Source organism: Dyella monticola, from assembly GCF_003363155.1.
Classification (GTDB): Bacteria; Pseudomonadota; Gammaproteobacteria; order Xanthomonadales; family Rhodanobacteraceae; genus Dyella_B; species Dyella_B monticola.
The window spans coordinates 337028-350783 of the sequence record NZ_QRBE01000001.1; the positions used below are offsets into that span (position 1 = coordinate 337028).

The 13756-nt window shown below is 61.7% G+C and carries 15 protein-coding genes; 6 read left to right on the forward strand and 9 right to left on the reverse strand.

What is annotated here, in order from left to right:
* Both DWU98_RS01290 and DWU98_RS01295 read right to left on the reverse strand, forming a co-directional pair.
* Positions 1–705: a response regulator gene (locus DWU98_RS01290; RefSeq protein ID WP_115493665.1), complete on the reverse strand. Its 705-nt coding sequence runs from the start codon at positions 703–705 to the stop codon at positions 1–3.
* A gap of 322 nt (positions 706–1027) precedes the next feature.
* Positions 1028–1858, reverse strand: a complete 831-nt coding sequence (locus DWU98_RS01295) for a kinase (protein WP_115493666.1) — start codon at positions 1856–1858, stop codon at positions 1028–1030.
* A gap of 52 nt (positions 1859–1910) precedes the next feature.
* Between DWU98_RS01295 and pdxH the strand changes: the two genes are divergently transcribed.
* From pdxH to DWU98_RS01310, 3 genes are read left to right on the forward strand one after another with little or no spacing between them, the layout of a single operon-like run.
* Positions 1911–2498 carry a pyridoxamine 5'-phosphate oxidase gene (gene pdxH / locus DWU98_RS01300; protein WP_115493667.1) on the forward strand — a complete coding sequence of 196 codons (588 nt, stop codon included), beginning with the start codon at positions 1911–1913 and terminating at the stop codon, positions 2496–2498.
* An 11-nt stretch (positions 2499–2509) separates the two neighbouring features.
* Entirely contained in the window at positions 2510–2950 is a 441-nt protein-coding gene (locus DWU98_RS01305) for a secondary thiamine-phosphate synthase enzyme YjbQ (protein ID WP_115494130.1), read from the forward strand.
* A gap of 10 nt (positions 2951–2960) precedes the next feature.
* Positions 2961–3770, forward strand: coding sequence for a cobalamin-binding protein (locus tag DWU98_RS01310; RefSeq protein ID WP_115493668.1), 810 nt, complete (start codon positions 2961–2963; stop codon positions 3768–3770).
* Between the two features lie 212 nt (positions 3771–3982).
* Here the strand turns inward: DWU98_RS01310 and DWU98_RS01315 are convergent, their stop codons facing one another.
* From DWU98_RS01315 to proC, 3 genes are read right to left on the reverse strand one after another with little or no spacing between them, the layout of a single operon-like run.
* Complete coding sequence (locus DWU98_RS01315) at positions 3983–4528, reverse strand: hypothetical protein (RefSeq protein WP_115493669.1); 546 nt, start codon at positions 4526–4528, stop codon at positions 3983–3985.
* Positions 4529–4532: 4 nt separating this feature from the next.
* Entirely contained in the window at positions 4533–5108 is a 576-nt protein-coding gene (locus DWU98_RS01320; protein ID WP_115493670.1) for a YggT family protein, read from the reverse strand.
* An 8-nt stretch (positions 5109–5116) separates the two neighbouring features.
* Positions 5117–5938 (reverse strand): pyrroline-5-carboxylate reductase, encoded by an 822-nt coding sequence (gene proC, locus DWU98_RS01325; RefSeq protein WP_115493671.1) that lies wholly within the window; start codon positions 5936–5938, stop codon positions 5117–5119.
* Positions 5939–6315: 377 nt separating this feature from the next.
* Here proC and DWU98_RS01330 point away from each other — a divergent pair, with 377 nt between their 5' ends.
* Complete coding sequence (locus tag DWU98_RS01330) at positions 6316–7353, forward strand: type IV pilus twitching motility protein PilT (protein WP_115493672.1); 1038 nt, start codon at positions 6316–6318, stop codon at positions 7351–7353.
* 28 nt (positions 7354–7381) lie between these two features.
* On the forward strand, positions 7382–8551 hold the full coding sequence (locus DWU98_RS01335) for a PilT/PilU family type 4a pilus ATPase (protein WP_115493673.1): 1170 nt from the start codon (positions 7382–7384) through the stop codon (positions 8549–8551).
* A gap of 128 nt (positions 8552–8679) precedes the next feature.
* Here the strand turns inward: DWU98_RS01335 and DWU98_RS01340 are convergent, their stop codons facing one another.
* The 4 genes from DWU98_RS01340 to DWU98_RS01355 all read right to left on the reverse strand — a co-directional run bounded on the left by DWU98_RS01340 (position 8680) and on the right by DWU98_RS01355 (position 12484).
* The gene (locus tag DWU98_RS01340) at positions 8680–10452 is read right to left on the reverse strand and encodes a hypothetical protein (RefSeq protein ID WP_115494131.1); all 1773 of its coding nucleotides are present in this window, start codon (positions 10450–10452) and stop codon (positions 8680–8682) included.
* Positions 10453–10546: 94 nt separating this feature from the next.
* Complete coding sequence (locus DWU98_RS01345) at positions 10547–11473, reverse strand: aspartate carbamoyltransferase catalytic subunit (RefSeq protein WP_115493674.1); 927 nt, start codon at positions 11471–11473, stop codon at positions 10547–10549.
* A 22-nt stretch (positions 11474–11495) separates the two neighbouring features.
* Positions 11496–11918, reverse strand: a complete 423-nt coding sequence (gene ruvX, locus DWU98_RS01350) for a Holliday junction resolvase RuvX (RefSeq protein ID WP_115493675.1) — start codon at positions 11916–11918, stop codon at positions 11496–11498.
* Positions 11915–12484 carry a YqgE/AlgH family protein gene (locus DWU98_RS01355; RefSeq protein WP_115493676.1) on the reverse strand — a complete coding sequence of 190 codons (570 nt, stop codon included), beginning with the start codon at positions 12482–12484 and terminating at the stop codon, positions 11915–11917. The genes ruvX and DWU98_RS01355 overlap by 4 nt, the downstream gene beginning before the upstream one ends.
* Positions 12485–13336: 852 nt before the next feature.
* Here DWU98_RS01355 and DWU98_RS01365 point away from each other — a divergent pair.
* Positions 13337–13738: a hypothetical protein gene (locus tag DWU98_RS01365; protein WP_147293172.1), complete on the forward strand. Its 402-nt coding sequence runs from the start codon at positions 13337–13339 to the stop codon at positions 13736–13738.
* Positions 13739–13756: the final 18 nt, after the last annotated feature.

Consider the following 13756-nt stretch of genomic DNA (forward strand, 5'->3'; position numbering starts at 1 on the left):
CTAGCTGGTGTGTGCCTCGGCATTCTGCGAGGTGAGATGTTCCTTGATGCCGTATTTGATGAGATCGACATCGCGCGTGATACCCAGTTTTCGCATCGCGCTCATTTTCTGGGTGCTGACCGTCTGCTTGCTGCGGCCAAGGCGCGCGGCGATCTCGCTGATGGTCAGGCCCGATACGAAGAAGCGCACCACTTCCAGCTCCCGTGGGGATAAACGTCGAGTGCGTGAAGCGCCGCAACCCTGGATGTCGTGCTGGTACATGACCGCTTCAATGCCCGGCGAAAGATAACGCTTGCCGGCAAGTGCGGCGTAAAGCGCGGTGGAGAGGTATTCCAGCGGATCGGACTTGCTCAGAATGCCATTGATGTGTTGCGCCAGCAGCGAACGAATCACATCGGCATTGCCCATCATCGTCAGTACGATCAGGCCTACGTCGGGAAAGCGCTCATTGAGGTACGTAAAGAGCGTGACGCCGTCGCCGTGGCTGCCGCCAGGCATGGCATAGTCGGAAATCAGCACGTCGACGGGGTGCTTGGTGAGCAATTCCACCAGTTGCGTGGAACTGCTGGCGCTCCCCACGATCTGGATATCCGGCTGCGTGCCAAGTTCATGCACGATGCCGGCCAATAGCAGCGGATGGTCGTCCGCGATCGCTACCCGGATGGTGCGCTCGTTGAGTGAAGCGTTTTCGTTGGTGGTATTCATGGACTTGCGCAGCTCGATGCGTGCCGATGGTTACGCAGCGGCTGCGCCATGCATGATTGCCGGCGAGACAGCGCGCTACACGTGTTGACGTAGTGCCATGGTGGGCTTCTGGTTGTTCGACAAAATACGTGGGGAAACCGTCTGGGTATCAGTACGGATTCCTCTATGACTTTGCTGTGTATCGATTATGGGTGGCTGGCGCGGCCGGGCAATAGAACTTTTCCTAAAAACACATCGATCTGCCTAAAAAGCGACACCATCCCAGTGGCGTCGATGGCATGGGATGCCTTGGTGCGTCCGGGAGAAATGCGGTACGCGTGCGTCAGCTGTGATTGAGAGCTGTCACGTGGTGATGCGTGTCGTATTCCACACAGGTGTCGGCCAATGATGGCAAGGTGGCCAGAGCATGCCTGCTGAGGCGCTCAAAATGCGCGAGAAAGCGCTTCATGGCCTCCTTGTCCATGGCCAGCGGGGCGCCGCGCCGCAGCAGTTCTTTTTCGGTCTCACTGCGCCACTCGCGAATGACTTCCCAATTGGGTGCCTGCAGTACGATCAACGCATCGAGCTTGCGCCAAAGCGGCTGGTAGGCGCGCAATTGCTTGTTCACCCAGTGACGCCAGCGGCCGTCGGGGTCTTCGGTGCGCTCCAGCGCGTTGATTGGCTCATCCAGCGCGCTTTCCAATTGCGGACGCAACCCCAGCGCCCACCCCTCCACCACCACCAGCCGCGGGGGGCGTGTGGTGCGAGGCCAGCGTGAAGGCGGCGTGCGCGTATCCCGACCTTTGTCGAAACGCGGCCACGTCACAGGGAATTTTTCCGACGCGTGGGGCAACGCGGCAAGCACGGACAGCAGCAGTTCGATCTCGTGCGTGCCGGGCACACCGCGCGTGCGCAGCAGCGGATGCACCTGTTGGGCCAACGCCTCGCGTTCGCTGCGCGCGTAGTAGAAGTCATCCAGCGATAGCACCTCGGTCGGCCAGCCACGATGCTCGGCCTGGGCTTTGATGACCCGCGCCAGCGTGCTCTTGCCGCTTCCCTGCAGGCCGGAAAGGCCAAGGACGTAGGGCCCCTGGGTGCGTGCAATGCGACCGGCGTAGTGATCCAGCAGGTGGCCGGCTAGGGCATGGTTCTGCGTGCTAGCATCATCCTTCATCGCGTAATCATGACGTGCGCTGGCTACGATTCAAGACCTTAGATCACATCCCATGCTCAAGCCCGAGATCCTTGACACTTTCAACACTCTGCTGGACCAGGCCGTGGCCAGTGGCGATCCTGAGCCCACCGCCATGAACCTGTCCAGCGTCGATGCGGCCGGTCGCGTCAGCGCTCGCATCGTACTGCTGAAAGGGGTTGATCAACGCGGGTTTCGCTTCTTCACCAACTACGAGAGCGACAAGGGCGTGCAGCTCGATGCCCATCCGCAAGTGGCGCTGTGCTTTCACTGGAAGCGGCTGCGCGAGGGTGTGCAGGTGCGTGTGGAGGGGGCCGCGCGCAAGATGGCGCAGGAAGAATCGGATGCCTACTTCGCCAGCCGCGCGCGCGGCAGCCAGATCGGTGCATGGGCGTCGCTGCAGTCGCAAACGCTGCCAACGCGCGAGACATTCGAGCAACGCGTGGCGCATTACGAACAACAGTTTGCCGGCCGCGACGTACCGCGTCCGCCGCATTGGGGCGGCTACTTGGTTGAGCCGGACATGATCGAGTTCTGGTATGGCGCCAACTTCAGGCTGCACGAACGCGTGCGCTGGGATCGTCATGGCCAGACGTGGACCAGCAGGCTGCTTTATCCCTAAGGATGCGTGCCATGAGCCGAGCCACACCCGCCGAGCATGTTGCGCAGAATGGCTTCACTGTTCACACCCGCGGCCGGGGCTTCAGCGAGATCACCGTGAAGGTGGCCGAGCTGGTGGCGGCTAGCGGCGTGCAGACCGGTATGGTCAATATCTTCACCGTACACACGAGTTGTTCGCTGCTGATCAGCGAGAACGCCGATCCGACGGTGCGTGAAGACCTGGAGCGCTGGTTTGCCCGCGCCGTGCCGGATGGCGATGCGATCTTCCAGCACGACACCGAAGGTCCGGACGACATGCCTTCCCATGTGCGGGCCATTCTCACTGGCGTGAGCCTGACGATTCCCGTCCATGGCGGTAAACCGCAGCTGGGAACGTGGCAAGGGATTTATCTGTGGGAACACCGGATCGATCCCCATCAGCGCAAAGTCACGGTAACGGTGTTCGGGCATTAGATGTGAGCACATGACAAAGCACGACCCTTTTCCCCATCGCATCGTCTGCCTTACCGAAGAGCCCACTGAAGTGCTGTATGCGCTAGGTGAAGAGCATCGCATCGTCGGCATTTCCGGCTTCACCGTGCGACCGCCGCGTGCGCGCAAGGAGAAGCCGAAGGTATCGGCGTTCACCAGTGCGAAGCTCGATGAAATCCTTGCGCTGCAACCGGATCTGGTGATCGGTTTTTCCGACATCCAGGCGGATATCGCGCGCGAATTGATTCGTGCGGGCATCGAGGTGTGGATCAGCAATCATCGCAGCGTGGAAGGCATCCTCGCTTATATCCGCCGCCTGGGCGCCATGGTGGGCGCGCATGAAAAGGCCGAGCAGTATGCGCAGCGCGCCGAAGCGCATCTTGCTCAGGTGCGCGCCACCGCGTCGGCCTGCTCGCGCCGACCCAAGGTCTACTTCGAAGAATGGGATGAGCCGTTGATCACCGGCATTCGCTGGGTGGCGGAGCTGGTCAACATCGCCGGTGGCGAGGATCTTTTCCCTGAACTTGCGCGCGAGCCGCTTGCCAAGCATCGGATTCTCGCCGATGGCGGCGAGGTCGCCCGGCGTGCGCCGGACATCATCCTCGGGTCCTGGTGCGGCAAGCGCTTTCGTCCCGAGCGTGTGGCCGCGCGGGAGGGTTGGGATGAGGTTCCGGCCGTGCGTAACGGCGATCTGTACGAAATCAAGTCACCGATCATTTTGCAGCCTGGGCCGGCGGCCTTGTTCGATGGTTTGGACGCGATCCATGCAGTGATCGCCGGCTGGGTGGCTCGTCATGGGTGACGCGTTGTCTGGTCCAAAGTGAGCGTTGCCACACGGGTTTGTTCTAACCCTATGCCATCCCGTTGCCTCATATTCATTCCGGCGAAGGCCGGAATCCATCGCGAATGCGGAGCATAGACTCCGGCCTTCGCCGGAATGACGATGAGGCAAGGTGAGGCCTCTGGCTGGACGTGGGTATGCGGTCGAAAGGTGGCGCTCTGAGGTAGGCCCAGTTAGAGGTATCGCAAAGGCAGGCATGGCGCGGCGATTCGCTTCAACGCATCGCGGTGTTGCGCATCGAGCGTGAATTGCGCCATCAGCGGCGGCGTTTGTATATCGTTGCTCGCTTGAATCCAGGTGGCGGTCATGCCGGGGCTGTCGAGCGCCGCGACGAACGCCGTGACGTCATTATGCGTCCTGGGCTTCACCGTGATGCCGAATACAAACAGATGTGCATCGCCATACCAGCCCGATACGGGAACCGGTGCGAAGCTTTTCGTTCCCGCTGCAAGCCGCGCGCTGGGCTGAAACGAGGCCGGCGCACGCGGCCCCTCGAAGGCATCGAAAGGAAAACCGGGTGCCACGTCGTTGGCCAGCGCCAACTGCAGGGAAAGCGCGCCGCCGTGGCCTTGGGTGCAGATCAAGGTGAGCCACGCTGGATATCGGCCGCTTTGGGTTGTCACCGTGCCATGCAGCACCACTTGCGGTGGCTCGGACGGCGCCGCACCCGCTGCACCGGACGCAAGCACCAGGCACAGCAGGAGCGGGTATTTCTTCATGAAGCTAGCCGCCGAGTGCCAGCCGCATGCCGAAGTCGGCCAACGGGGCGGTCACCAGCAGGCGCGCCAGCACCAGCACGATCATCACTGCCATCGGTGCAAAATCCAGATTCGCGACCACCAGTTTGCCGCGCAGCGGACGCAGCAATGGCTGCACGATAACGCTGGCCAGACGAAGAACCGGATGGTACTGATCGACGGAAAACATGCTGAGCAGCGACCAGCCGAATATCACCACGATATAGAACAGCAAAATGAAATCGAGCAGATCAGCCAGGGACAGCACCAGTAAGCCAAGCCACGCCGGCAACGCACCCGCCAACGCGAAGAGCACCGCGCGCTCGATCAGAAAAACAAGCCATAGCACCAGTACCGCCGCCAGGTTGATGCGCCGCCAGTTCGGCAGCACGCGCCGGACGGGCGCCAGCACCGGGTTGGTATAGCGGTAGACGAACTGGCTGAGCGGATTATGGAAGTCCGCGCGATTGGCTTCCGCCAGCAGACGCACCAGGAACAGCGTGGCGAGGGCGCCGAAAGCGATCTGGATTAAAAATGACAGCGCTTGAAGCACATAAAGCATGGCGGGTCTCAGTCCTTGTCGAGGGCGGCGGCGAGCTCTTCACCGCGTCGTGTGGCAGCGGCCACGGCACGCGCGACGATGCGCGGAAACTGATCGGCGCCGAGGCTTTCCAGCGCCGCCTGCGTGGTGCCGTTGGGCGAGGTGACGCGCTGGCGCAATGTGGCCGGCGCTTCGTTGCTTTCCGCCAGCATGCGACCGGCGCCCAGGCAGGTTTGCGTGGCGAGGATGCGGGCCGTCTCGCGCGGCATGCCTTGTGCCACGGCGGCGTTTTCCAACGCTTCGACGAAGGCAAAGAAATAGGCGGGACCGGAGCCGGAAATCGCGGTCACCGTATCCATCAGCGCTTCGTCATCGATCCAGCGGGTGATGCCGACGGCGTCGAGAATATGTTGCGCCTGTTCCCGCTGCGCCGGCGTCACGCGCAGGTTGGCGCACAGGCCGGTAGCGCCGGCGCCGATCAGGGCCGGTGTATTGGGCATGCAGCGCACGATCGGCAACAAGTTACCGAACCAGCGTTCCAGTTGGTTGATACGCACGCCGGCTGCAATTGAAATCATGAGCGGCCGGTTGCGCTGCAGGGTATCGCGCAGCTCCGCATAGATGGCAGGCATCACCTGCGGCTTGACGGCGAGCACCAGCACATCGGCATCCGCCGCGGCCTGGCGGTTGTCGGCGAAGGTGACGACGCCGAAATCCCGCCCCAGGCTTTCGCGTGCCTGCGCCAGCGGTTCGGCGACACGCAGGGTGGTGGCGGCCACGCCGGTCTTGAGCAGGCCGCCGATCAGGCTTCGCGCCATGTTGCCTCCGCCGATGAATGCGATGTGGGTCATGGATGTGGACAGTTCGAAGGTTGTGCGGGGTTTATACCTTAATGGAGGTCTGGGAATAGGGAACAGGGAAGGGGAAACCAGGAAGGCAAGGCTTTCGTCGGAGCGAGGATGGATACTGGAAAGCGCGAGCGAGCATAGGCAGGCCGCACGCCGTGATCCCTACATTCCCCGCTCCAGGTCTTTCTGTGCTCAGGCCCGCAATTAAACGAGAGCAAGACTGGCTGCCCGACCCAAGCCGCGAGTAGTATCGGCACAGGCTGCAGGGACGGGGGAAGGCGGGGCCGGTGTGCTGCGCCCGTGCGTCTGCCCGGATGACAACCGTCGTCCTGTTGTGGCACGTATTCATACAGACGATCGGCTTTAGGGGAAAACATCCGATGGATATCGCCGAACTGCTTGCCTTCTCGGTGAAGAACAAGGCGTCCGACTTGCATCTGTCGGCGGGCCTGCCGCCGATGATCCGTGTAGACGGCGACGTGCGCCGCATCAACATTCCCGCGCTGGACCACAAGCAGGTGCACTCGCTGATCTACGACATCATGTCGGACAAGCAGCGGCGCGACTATGAAGAATTCTACGAGACCGACTTCTCGTTCGAGATTCCCGGCCTCGCGCGTTTCCGCGTCAATGCCTTCAACCAGAACCGCGGTGCGGGTGCGGTGTTCCGTACCATTCCTTCCGAAGTGCTGACCCTGGACGATCTGGGTTGCCCGAAGGTATTCCGCGAGCTGATCGAACAGCCGCAGGGATTGATCCTGGTCACCGGCCCGACCGGTTCGGGCAAGTCGACCACGCTGGCGGCGATGGTCGATCACATCAATAAGAACGAATACGGTCATCTCCTCACCATCGAGGATCCGATCGAATTCGTGCACACCTCGCAAAAGTGCCTGGTCAACCAGCGTGAAGTGCACCGCGACACGCACGGCTTCAACGAAGCCTTGCGTTCTGCGCTACGCGAAGACCCGGATTTCATCCTCGTGGGCGAGTTGCGCGACCTGGAAACCATCCGCCTGGCGCTCACCGCCGCGGAAACGGGCCACTTGGTGTTCGGCACGCTGCATACCAGTTCGGCGGCCAAGACCATCGACCGCATCATCGACGTGTTCCCTGCCGGCGAAAAGCCGATGGTGCGCTCGATGCTGTCCGAATCGCTGCGTGCAGTGATCTCGCAATCGCTGCTGAAAAAAGTGGGCGGTGGGCGTATCGCCGCGCACGAGATCATGGTGGGCATCCCCGCCATCCGCAACCTGATCCGCGAGGACAAGGTGGCGCAAATGTATTCCTCCATCCAGACCGGCCAGCAGTACGGCATGCAGACGCTGGATCAGAACCTGCTCGACCTGGTGAAGCGCGGCTTGGTCGCCCGGCAACAGGCGGTCGGCTATGCGAAGAACAAGGAAGTGTTCAAGTGAAAAGGGCACGCCCTAAGAGGAGCACGCCATGAGCGAATTCGACTTTACCTCGTTCCTCAAATTGATGGTCCACAAGAAAGCGTCGGACCTTTTCATCACCGCTGGCGTGCCGCCTTCCATGAAGGTGCAGGGACGTGTCGTGCCGATCACGCAGAGCCCGCTGTCGGCACAGCAGTCGCGCGACATGGTGATCAACGTCATGACGCCTGCGCAGCGCGAGGAATTTGAAAAGACACACGAATGCCAGTTCGCGATTTCGGCGCAAGGCGTGGGGCGTTTCCGCGTATCGTGCTTCTATCAGCGCAATTGTGTCGGCATGGTGTTGCGTCGGATCGAATCGAAGATTCCCACCATCGACGAACTGAGCCTGCCGCCGGTCATCAAACAACTGGCGATGACCAAGCGCGGCATCATCATCTTCGTAGGTGCGACCGGTACGGGTAAGTCGACCTCGCTGGCGGCGATGGTTGGCTACCGCAACCAGAATTCGACCGGCCACATCATCACCATCGAAGATCCGATCGAATACGTGCACAAGCATGAAGGCTGCATCATCACCCAGCGCGAACTGGGTATCGACACGGACAGCTGGGAAAACGCACTGAAGAACACGCTGCGCCAGGCCCCTGACGTGATCCTGATCGGCGAAGTGCGTACGCGCGAAACCATGGAATACGCGATCAACTTCGCCGAAACCGGCCACTTGTGCCTGTGCACCCTGCACGCCAACAACGCGAACCAGGCGATCGACCGCATCCTGCATTTCTTCGCGGAAGATCGGCGCGAGCAGTTATTCATGGACTTGTCCTTGAACCTCAAGGGTATCGTGGCGCAGCAGCTCATTCCTACGCCCGATGGCAAGGCGCGTCGCGTGGCGATCGAAGTGATGCTGGGTACGCCGCTGGTGCAGGACTACATCCGCCAAGGCGAGATTCACAAGCTCAAGGAAGTGATGAAGGAGTCGACCAATCTCGGCATGATGACCTTCGACCAGAGCCTGGTGCAGCTTTATCAGGCCGGCGAGATCAGCTACGAAGATGCGTTGCGCCACGCTGACAGCTCCAACGAAGTGCGCCTGCGCATCAAGCTGTCGCAGGGTGGCGATGCGCATACCTTGTCGCAGGGGTTGGAAGGCGTGGAACTGGAAGAAGATCGTTCCAACCAGAACGGTGCGGGCAGCGGGTTTTTGCGGCGTTGATGCTTTTGCTTTCTCTCCTACCCGTAGGGGGAGAGGGAGCCCAACTTCGGTAAGCCTGCTAAAAAAAGGAGCCATTTGGCTCCTTTTTTGTTGACCGCCTTTTGTTGATGGCGCTTAGTGGCGGACAGTTACTTCAGCTCAGTGTGCGTGGTGATTACCAGCCCGGCATCCTTCATTTGCACCTGCATGCCGATCGCCTTGATGCGCGCCGCTTCCGACTTCATCGCCTCGAACTGCGCCTTGGTGCTGGCGATGGCCGCGGTGGTGTTCTTCTGGTCGTTCTGCGGATCGGCGTCATCCGGGTTGGCGGTAGCGGCCATGGTCGCGGCGGTTTCCGCGCGCTGCTCCAGCAGGTCGATCCAGTTGGCGTACATGCCGCCGTCCAGGTGCGCGCGCATCAGCTCACCGGCCTCGCCGCCAGGCTGTTGCATGACGTCGGCCAGTTTGCTGTCCTCATCGCTGCCCACCGCAACGCCGAGGGATTTGGGCCCCATCGCCGCCCAGCCCGATTCGCTCAATGCATTGGTGACCTGCGCCGGCAACGCCACCGGTTTGCCGTCGGGAGTGAGCTTCAGACCCGCGAGCAGAGGGCTGGTTATCTGCGCCATCGCCAGCAAGCCGGCGGGGTTGTTCGTGCCGATCACCAGGCGACCTGAGAATTTCGGCATGCCGCCATTCGGATTGGGGGTATAGCTGTCCAGCGCGATGTGCAGGCCGAGCAGGTCACCGATCGGGGGCACCGCGGCCTTCTGCATGCTGTCACCCAGGCTGCTGAAGGTGTCGTTGAGGTTATCCAGCACGGGGCAGGCGAACGGCTTGGCCGCCACCGCTTCGGCCTGGGCGCTCCAGAAAGCGCGCAGTTGCGGCATCGGCAAGGCAATGCTCACCTCGAAGGGCGCGGTGGGATCGTTGCCGAGGCCGGGCAGCTCCACTTTCAGACCGCTGAACGCGCTAGCGATATCGCTGGCCAGCGATACGTCGAAACGCATATCCCGATGTTTCTCGTCGAGCGTGGTGTAGCCCATGCTCATTTCCGGTATGCGCGCCGCGATGCGTGCCGCCTCGGCCGGGCAGCTGGCCGGAACCTGCATGAGGTTCGTCACCGGTTCGCCCGTCTTGGTCGATTCGTTTTCCGCACGCGTTTTCAGGAATGCCTGGGCCAGGGGATCCTTGCCGCCGATGGCCAGCGGCAGCAGGCGCGCGACATTGATGTCGCCGACCGCCCATTTCGCGTAGCCCTTGGATTTAGCCAGGTCGGTCAGGCGATCGGTGTCCTGCACGCTCTTGGCGGGGCGATCCAGGCCCAGTACCTGACGCAGCAATGGCTGGGGAGCATCCTGCGGCAGCAGCGCGAGTACCGCATGCTTGCCGACCACCGCCACGATGAACTGCACGTGGGAGGCAGGCGCGACGTAGCGCTGGTAGCTCTGCGTGCCCAGGGTCACTGCGTCGAACTTCTTGCCGTAATCGTTCTGAAGCTTGGCGACGAAACTGTCGAACGCGTTCGCGTCGGCCAGCTCCATGCGCAGCACCGGCGACAGGCCGATGCCATAAAAAGCCATATAACCCTTGGGGTTGACGCCGGTTTCCTGGATGATCTGTTCGGCCGTCTTGCCGTCAAATTCGCCAGCCAGGGTGCGCAGGTACTTGGCCATGTCCGGATCGGTACTGGCGAGCTGGTCGGCCTGTGTCTTCAGTTGCGCGACCTGCGCCGGCATCTCCGCGTCGAGCTGGGTCAACAGAGCCTGGCGCGTGGTGTCATCCAATACGTCGAGATTGGCCAAAACGTAGGGCGTATCCGCCGGCACGAAGGCCAGGGGGGCATCCTTGTCCTTGTGCGAGCAGGCGGCCAGCATCAAGCCGGATAACGCCAGCGCCAGCACGCGCTTGGTTCTACGCATATTCAATTCCCGGGAGGTCGTGATATAGCGCGACATTATGCCTGTTTGGCGTGTTGCCGGCGTGGTAGCCCTGTGTTCGACGTGGTCGGGGCGATCAGCGCGCCAGCATTTCGTACAGCACCGCCATGCGCACGAATACGCCGTTGCCAACCTGTTCGAGAATGCGTGATTGCGGGCCGTCGGCCACTTCCGAAGCGATTTCGATGCCGCGGTTGATGGGACCCGGGTGCATCACCATGCAGCCTCGCGCGGCCAGCGCAAGGCGCCGGCTGTCCAGGCCATATTCGCGGAAATAAGCCGCCTCGTCGGGGAGATCGGTGCTGGCCATGCGCTCTTTCTGCAGGCGAAGCATGATCGCTACATCCGCGCCTTCGATGGCCTGGTCGAAGTTGTCATAGAACTTGCACCCAGGGAATTCCTGCTGATCGGGCATCAACGCAGTCGGGCCGCACAAGCGTACTTCCCGGGCGCCGAGCTTGGTGAACGCGTGTACGTCCGAGCGCGCGACGCGCGAGTGCTTGACGTCGCCGCAGATCACCACGGTGAGCTGGCGAAAATCAGGACGGTGTTGGCGAACCGTGAGCGCATCGAGCAGACCCTGCGTGGGGTGTGCGCGATTGCCATCACCGGCGTTGACCACCGACACGCCGCTCATGGCGTGACGCACAAGTTCGTCCGGTGTGCCGGAGACTTTGTGGCGCACGACGATGGCGTCCAGATGCATCGCTTCCAGCGTATGCAAGGTATCGAACAGCTCCTCGCCCTTGGCGGTGGAAGAAAAGCCGATGTCGAAATTGATGACATCCGCACCGAGGCGCCGCGCCGCCAGTTCGAAGGATGTGCGCGTGCGCGTGGAGGGCTCGAAAAACAGGTTGAGAATGGTGCGCCCATTGAGCAGGTCCAGCTTGCGCGTACCGTGCGCGCAGGCGTCGCGCATGGTGATGGCGCGGTCGAGCAATCGCTCTATGCAATCGCGCGACAGGCTTTCCAGGGTGGTGAGGTGGCGCAGGCGTTGGAACATGGCGGGAGTCTTTTGTGTGTTGTTATGCGGCTTCGTGCAGCCAGCGTTCGAGAATCACAGCCGCCGCTTCGGCATCCAACTGTGCGGCGTCGCGGCGGCGTTTCAATCCTGCAGCGCGTGCCCGGGCAAACCGCTCAGCGGCTTCGCGCGAGCTGTGGCGTTCGTCCACCAAGGTCACCGGCACGCCGTAGCGTTCGCGCAGGCGCTCGGCGAAGCGGCGCGCGCGTTTGCTTGCGGCTTGTTCGTCGCCCTCTAGCGTAAGCGGTAAACCCACCACGAAGCTGTCGGGCAACCATTCGTTGCGCAGGGTATCGAGCACGGCCCAATCGGGCGCATCGTCACGCATGGCGAGGGTGGCGATGGCGCGGGCGCTGGCGGTGACGCGATTGCCGACTGCGACGCCGATAAATTTGCTGCCGACGTCGAAGCCGAACACGCAGCTCATGCGTGGCCCGCGTAGCCGGGAAGTTGCAGCGGATCGATGCCAACCAGGCCCGCGGCGGCACTCCAGCGCTCTTCCAGCGGGGTGTGGAAGATCACTCGTTCGCTGGCATCGGCGGTGAGCCAGGTGTTGTCTTTCAATTCCTGTTCGAGCTGGCCGGCGCCCCAGCCTGAATACCCCAGCGCTATCAGCGCCTGGCGCGGGCCTTCGCCGGCCGCCATCGCCACCAGGATGTCGCGCGAGGTGGTGACCGACCAATCACCGTTGATGCGATAGCTCGATTCCCAATGACCGTGTTCGCGATGGAGCACAAACCCGCGCTCCTGCTGCACGGGTCCACCGATCAGCACCGGCGCATCGGCCAACTCCTGATCGTTGCAGTTGAGCTTCATCTGCGCCAACACGTCGCCGAAGCGGTATTCGGAAAGCTGGTTGACCAGGAGGCCTACCGCACCGTCTTCATCGTGCTGGCAAACGAAGGCCACACCACGCGAAAACGGCGGCTCGGTAAGGCTGGGCATGGCGATCAGGAACTGACCAGCGAGGGACTGCGGCGAGTTGGCGTGCATGCCCGCATTGTAGGCCGGTGGTGCGGCGGCGTCTGCCCTGAACCGGATTCATGAGCAACGTATGGGTGGATCCGGGGTTGATACGTACCCCCAGATGGCGCCAGCCGACTTCTAAGGTTCGCCCAGGGAAACAGTGAAGGAACCGCGATGTCCATTAACGCTATATCTACATCTACGCCTTGCTATCTGGCCGGGCGCTATGAGGGACAGGCTCGTACAGCGACAAATGATGCGGGTCACGGCGCACCAGGTGCAGGTTATTTGTTACCGGCTCATGTCAATCGAGCCGAAGGTTTTCCCCCGCGTGTGCCGGATATTTCAGCCGGTACACACGAACCACGTGGCCCGGATTTGTCCCGATACCGGGTGGACCGAAGTCGCCTGGATGGATTGCGACCCGATCGTAACGGCGTGTACACGCATGTAAACCAGGACGGAAGCAAGGATCATTTCATCGATGTCGATAGGAACGTCTATCAGGTGGGCGACTTTGATTCGCATACCTCGACGTGGCGCGTCCTGGATCCCCAGACAGGCAAAGCGGTGGGGACACTCGGGCGTCCAGGCCATGTCGGTACCAAGTGGGGCGTGCAAAGTGCTGTGCCGCCCGAGGTAATGACAGGTCCGGGCGGTGCTCAAGGAGGCGGCGGTACTCAGAGAGGAGCCGGCACTCAAGGAGGCGGCGCACCAGGAGGAGTCGGGTCTCAGTACCCTGGCGCGAGTGAAACGCACGGGCAGGAACCGGCGGGCTTTCACGGCCGCCTGATGCATGCCCTCGACAGTGGCATACAAACGGTCCGCAGGGCGTTGGATCAGATTGATAAAGGGTGGTCTGGCGCAACGGCCCAGATCATGAGCAAACTTTTTGGTCCCGAAGCTTCGACACCCGAAGGCAGGGCGCGCATCAAACAGGAGTTTCTTGCGACATTGAAGGCACTGCTGAAGAGCAAAGACGCAGGAGGCGCAGATATTGCGATCGAGAATTTAAGGCCAGGTGCGGCGGCAGAATCCCGGTCCAATGGAATCATCGCCTTCGCTCCGAATTCGGCTGGCCAATCAGATCAGGCGCTCACTGAGACGATGGTGCACGAACATACGCATGCCGGAGCACACACTAACGATGGTTGGTATTTGGATCGGGCTGGCAATCGGCGCCCCAATCTCGGGGGGCAGCTTTATCCATTCACGTTTGACAACGCTGTAAACAATGCCGATACCGTAGCTCGATCCGCTACGGCGTTGGCCAACAATTAACGGCGTTTATCGGCGTTT

Excerpts from the sequence above, each read along its gene's own strand:
- DWU98_RS01290 (WP_115493665.1), bottom strand. The coding sequence starts at position 705 with ATGAATACCACCAACGAAAACGCTTCACTCAACGAGCGCACCATCCGG.
- DWU98_RS01330 (WP_115493672.1), top strand. The coding sequence starts at position 6,316 with ATGGATATCGCCGAACTGCTTGCCTTCTCGGTGAAGAACAAGGCGTCC.
- DWU98_RS01340 (WP_115494131.1), bottom strand. The coding sequence starts at position 10,452 with ATGCGTAGAACCAAGCGCGTGCTGGCGCTGGCGTTATCCGGCTTGATG.
- pdxH (WP_115493667.1), top strand. The coding sequence starts at position 1,911 with ATGCTCAAGCCCGAGATCCTTGACACTTTCAACACTCTGCTGGACCAG.
- DWU98_RS01335 (WP_115493673.1), top strand. The coding sequence starts at position 7,382 with ATGAGCGAATTCGACTTTACCTCGTTCCTCAAATTGATGGTCCACAAG.
- DWU98_RS01365 (WP_147293172.1), top strand. The coding sequence starts at position 13,337 with ATGAGCAAACTTTTTGGTCCCGAAGCTTCGACACCCGAAGGCAGGGCG.
- proC (WP_115493671.1), bottom strand. The coding sequence starts at position 5,938 with ATGACCCACATCGCATTCATCGGCGGAGGCAACATGGCGCGAAGCCTG.
- DWU98_RS01305 (WP_115494130.1), top strand. The coding sequence starts at position 2,510 with ATGAGCCGAGCCACACCCGCCGAGCATGTTGCGCAGAATGGCTTCACT.
- DWU98_RS01345 (WP_115493674.1), bottom strand. The coding sequence starts at position 11,473 with ATGTTCCAACGCCTGCGCCACCTCACCACCCTGGAAAGCCTGTCGCGC.
- DWU98_RS01355 (WP_115493676.1), bottom strand. The coding sequence starts at position 12,484 with ATGCACGCCAACTCGCCGCAGTCCCTCGCTGGTCAGTTCCTGATCGCC.
- DWU98_RS01320 (WP_115493670.1), bottom strand. The coding sequence starts at position 5,108 with ATGCTTTATGTGCTTCAAGCGCTGTCATTTTTAATCCAGATCGCTTTC.
- DWU98_RS01310 (WP_115493668.1), top strand. The coding sequence starts at position 2,961 with ATGACAAAGCACGACCCTTTTCCCCATCGCATCGTCTGCCTTACCGAA.
- DWU98_RS01315 (WP_115493669.1), bottom strand. The coding sequence starts at position 4,528 with ATGAAGAAATACCCGCTCCTGCTGTGCCTGGTGCTTGCGTCCGGTGCA.
- DWU98_RS01295 (WP_115493666.1), bottom strand. The coding sequence starts at position 1,858 with ATGAAGGATGATGCTAGCACGCAGAACCATGCCCTAGCCGGCCACCTG.
- ruvX (WP_115493675.1), bottom strand. The coding sequence starts at position 11,918 with ATGAGCTGCGTGTTCGGCTTCGACGTCGGCAGCAAATTTATCGGCGTC.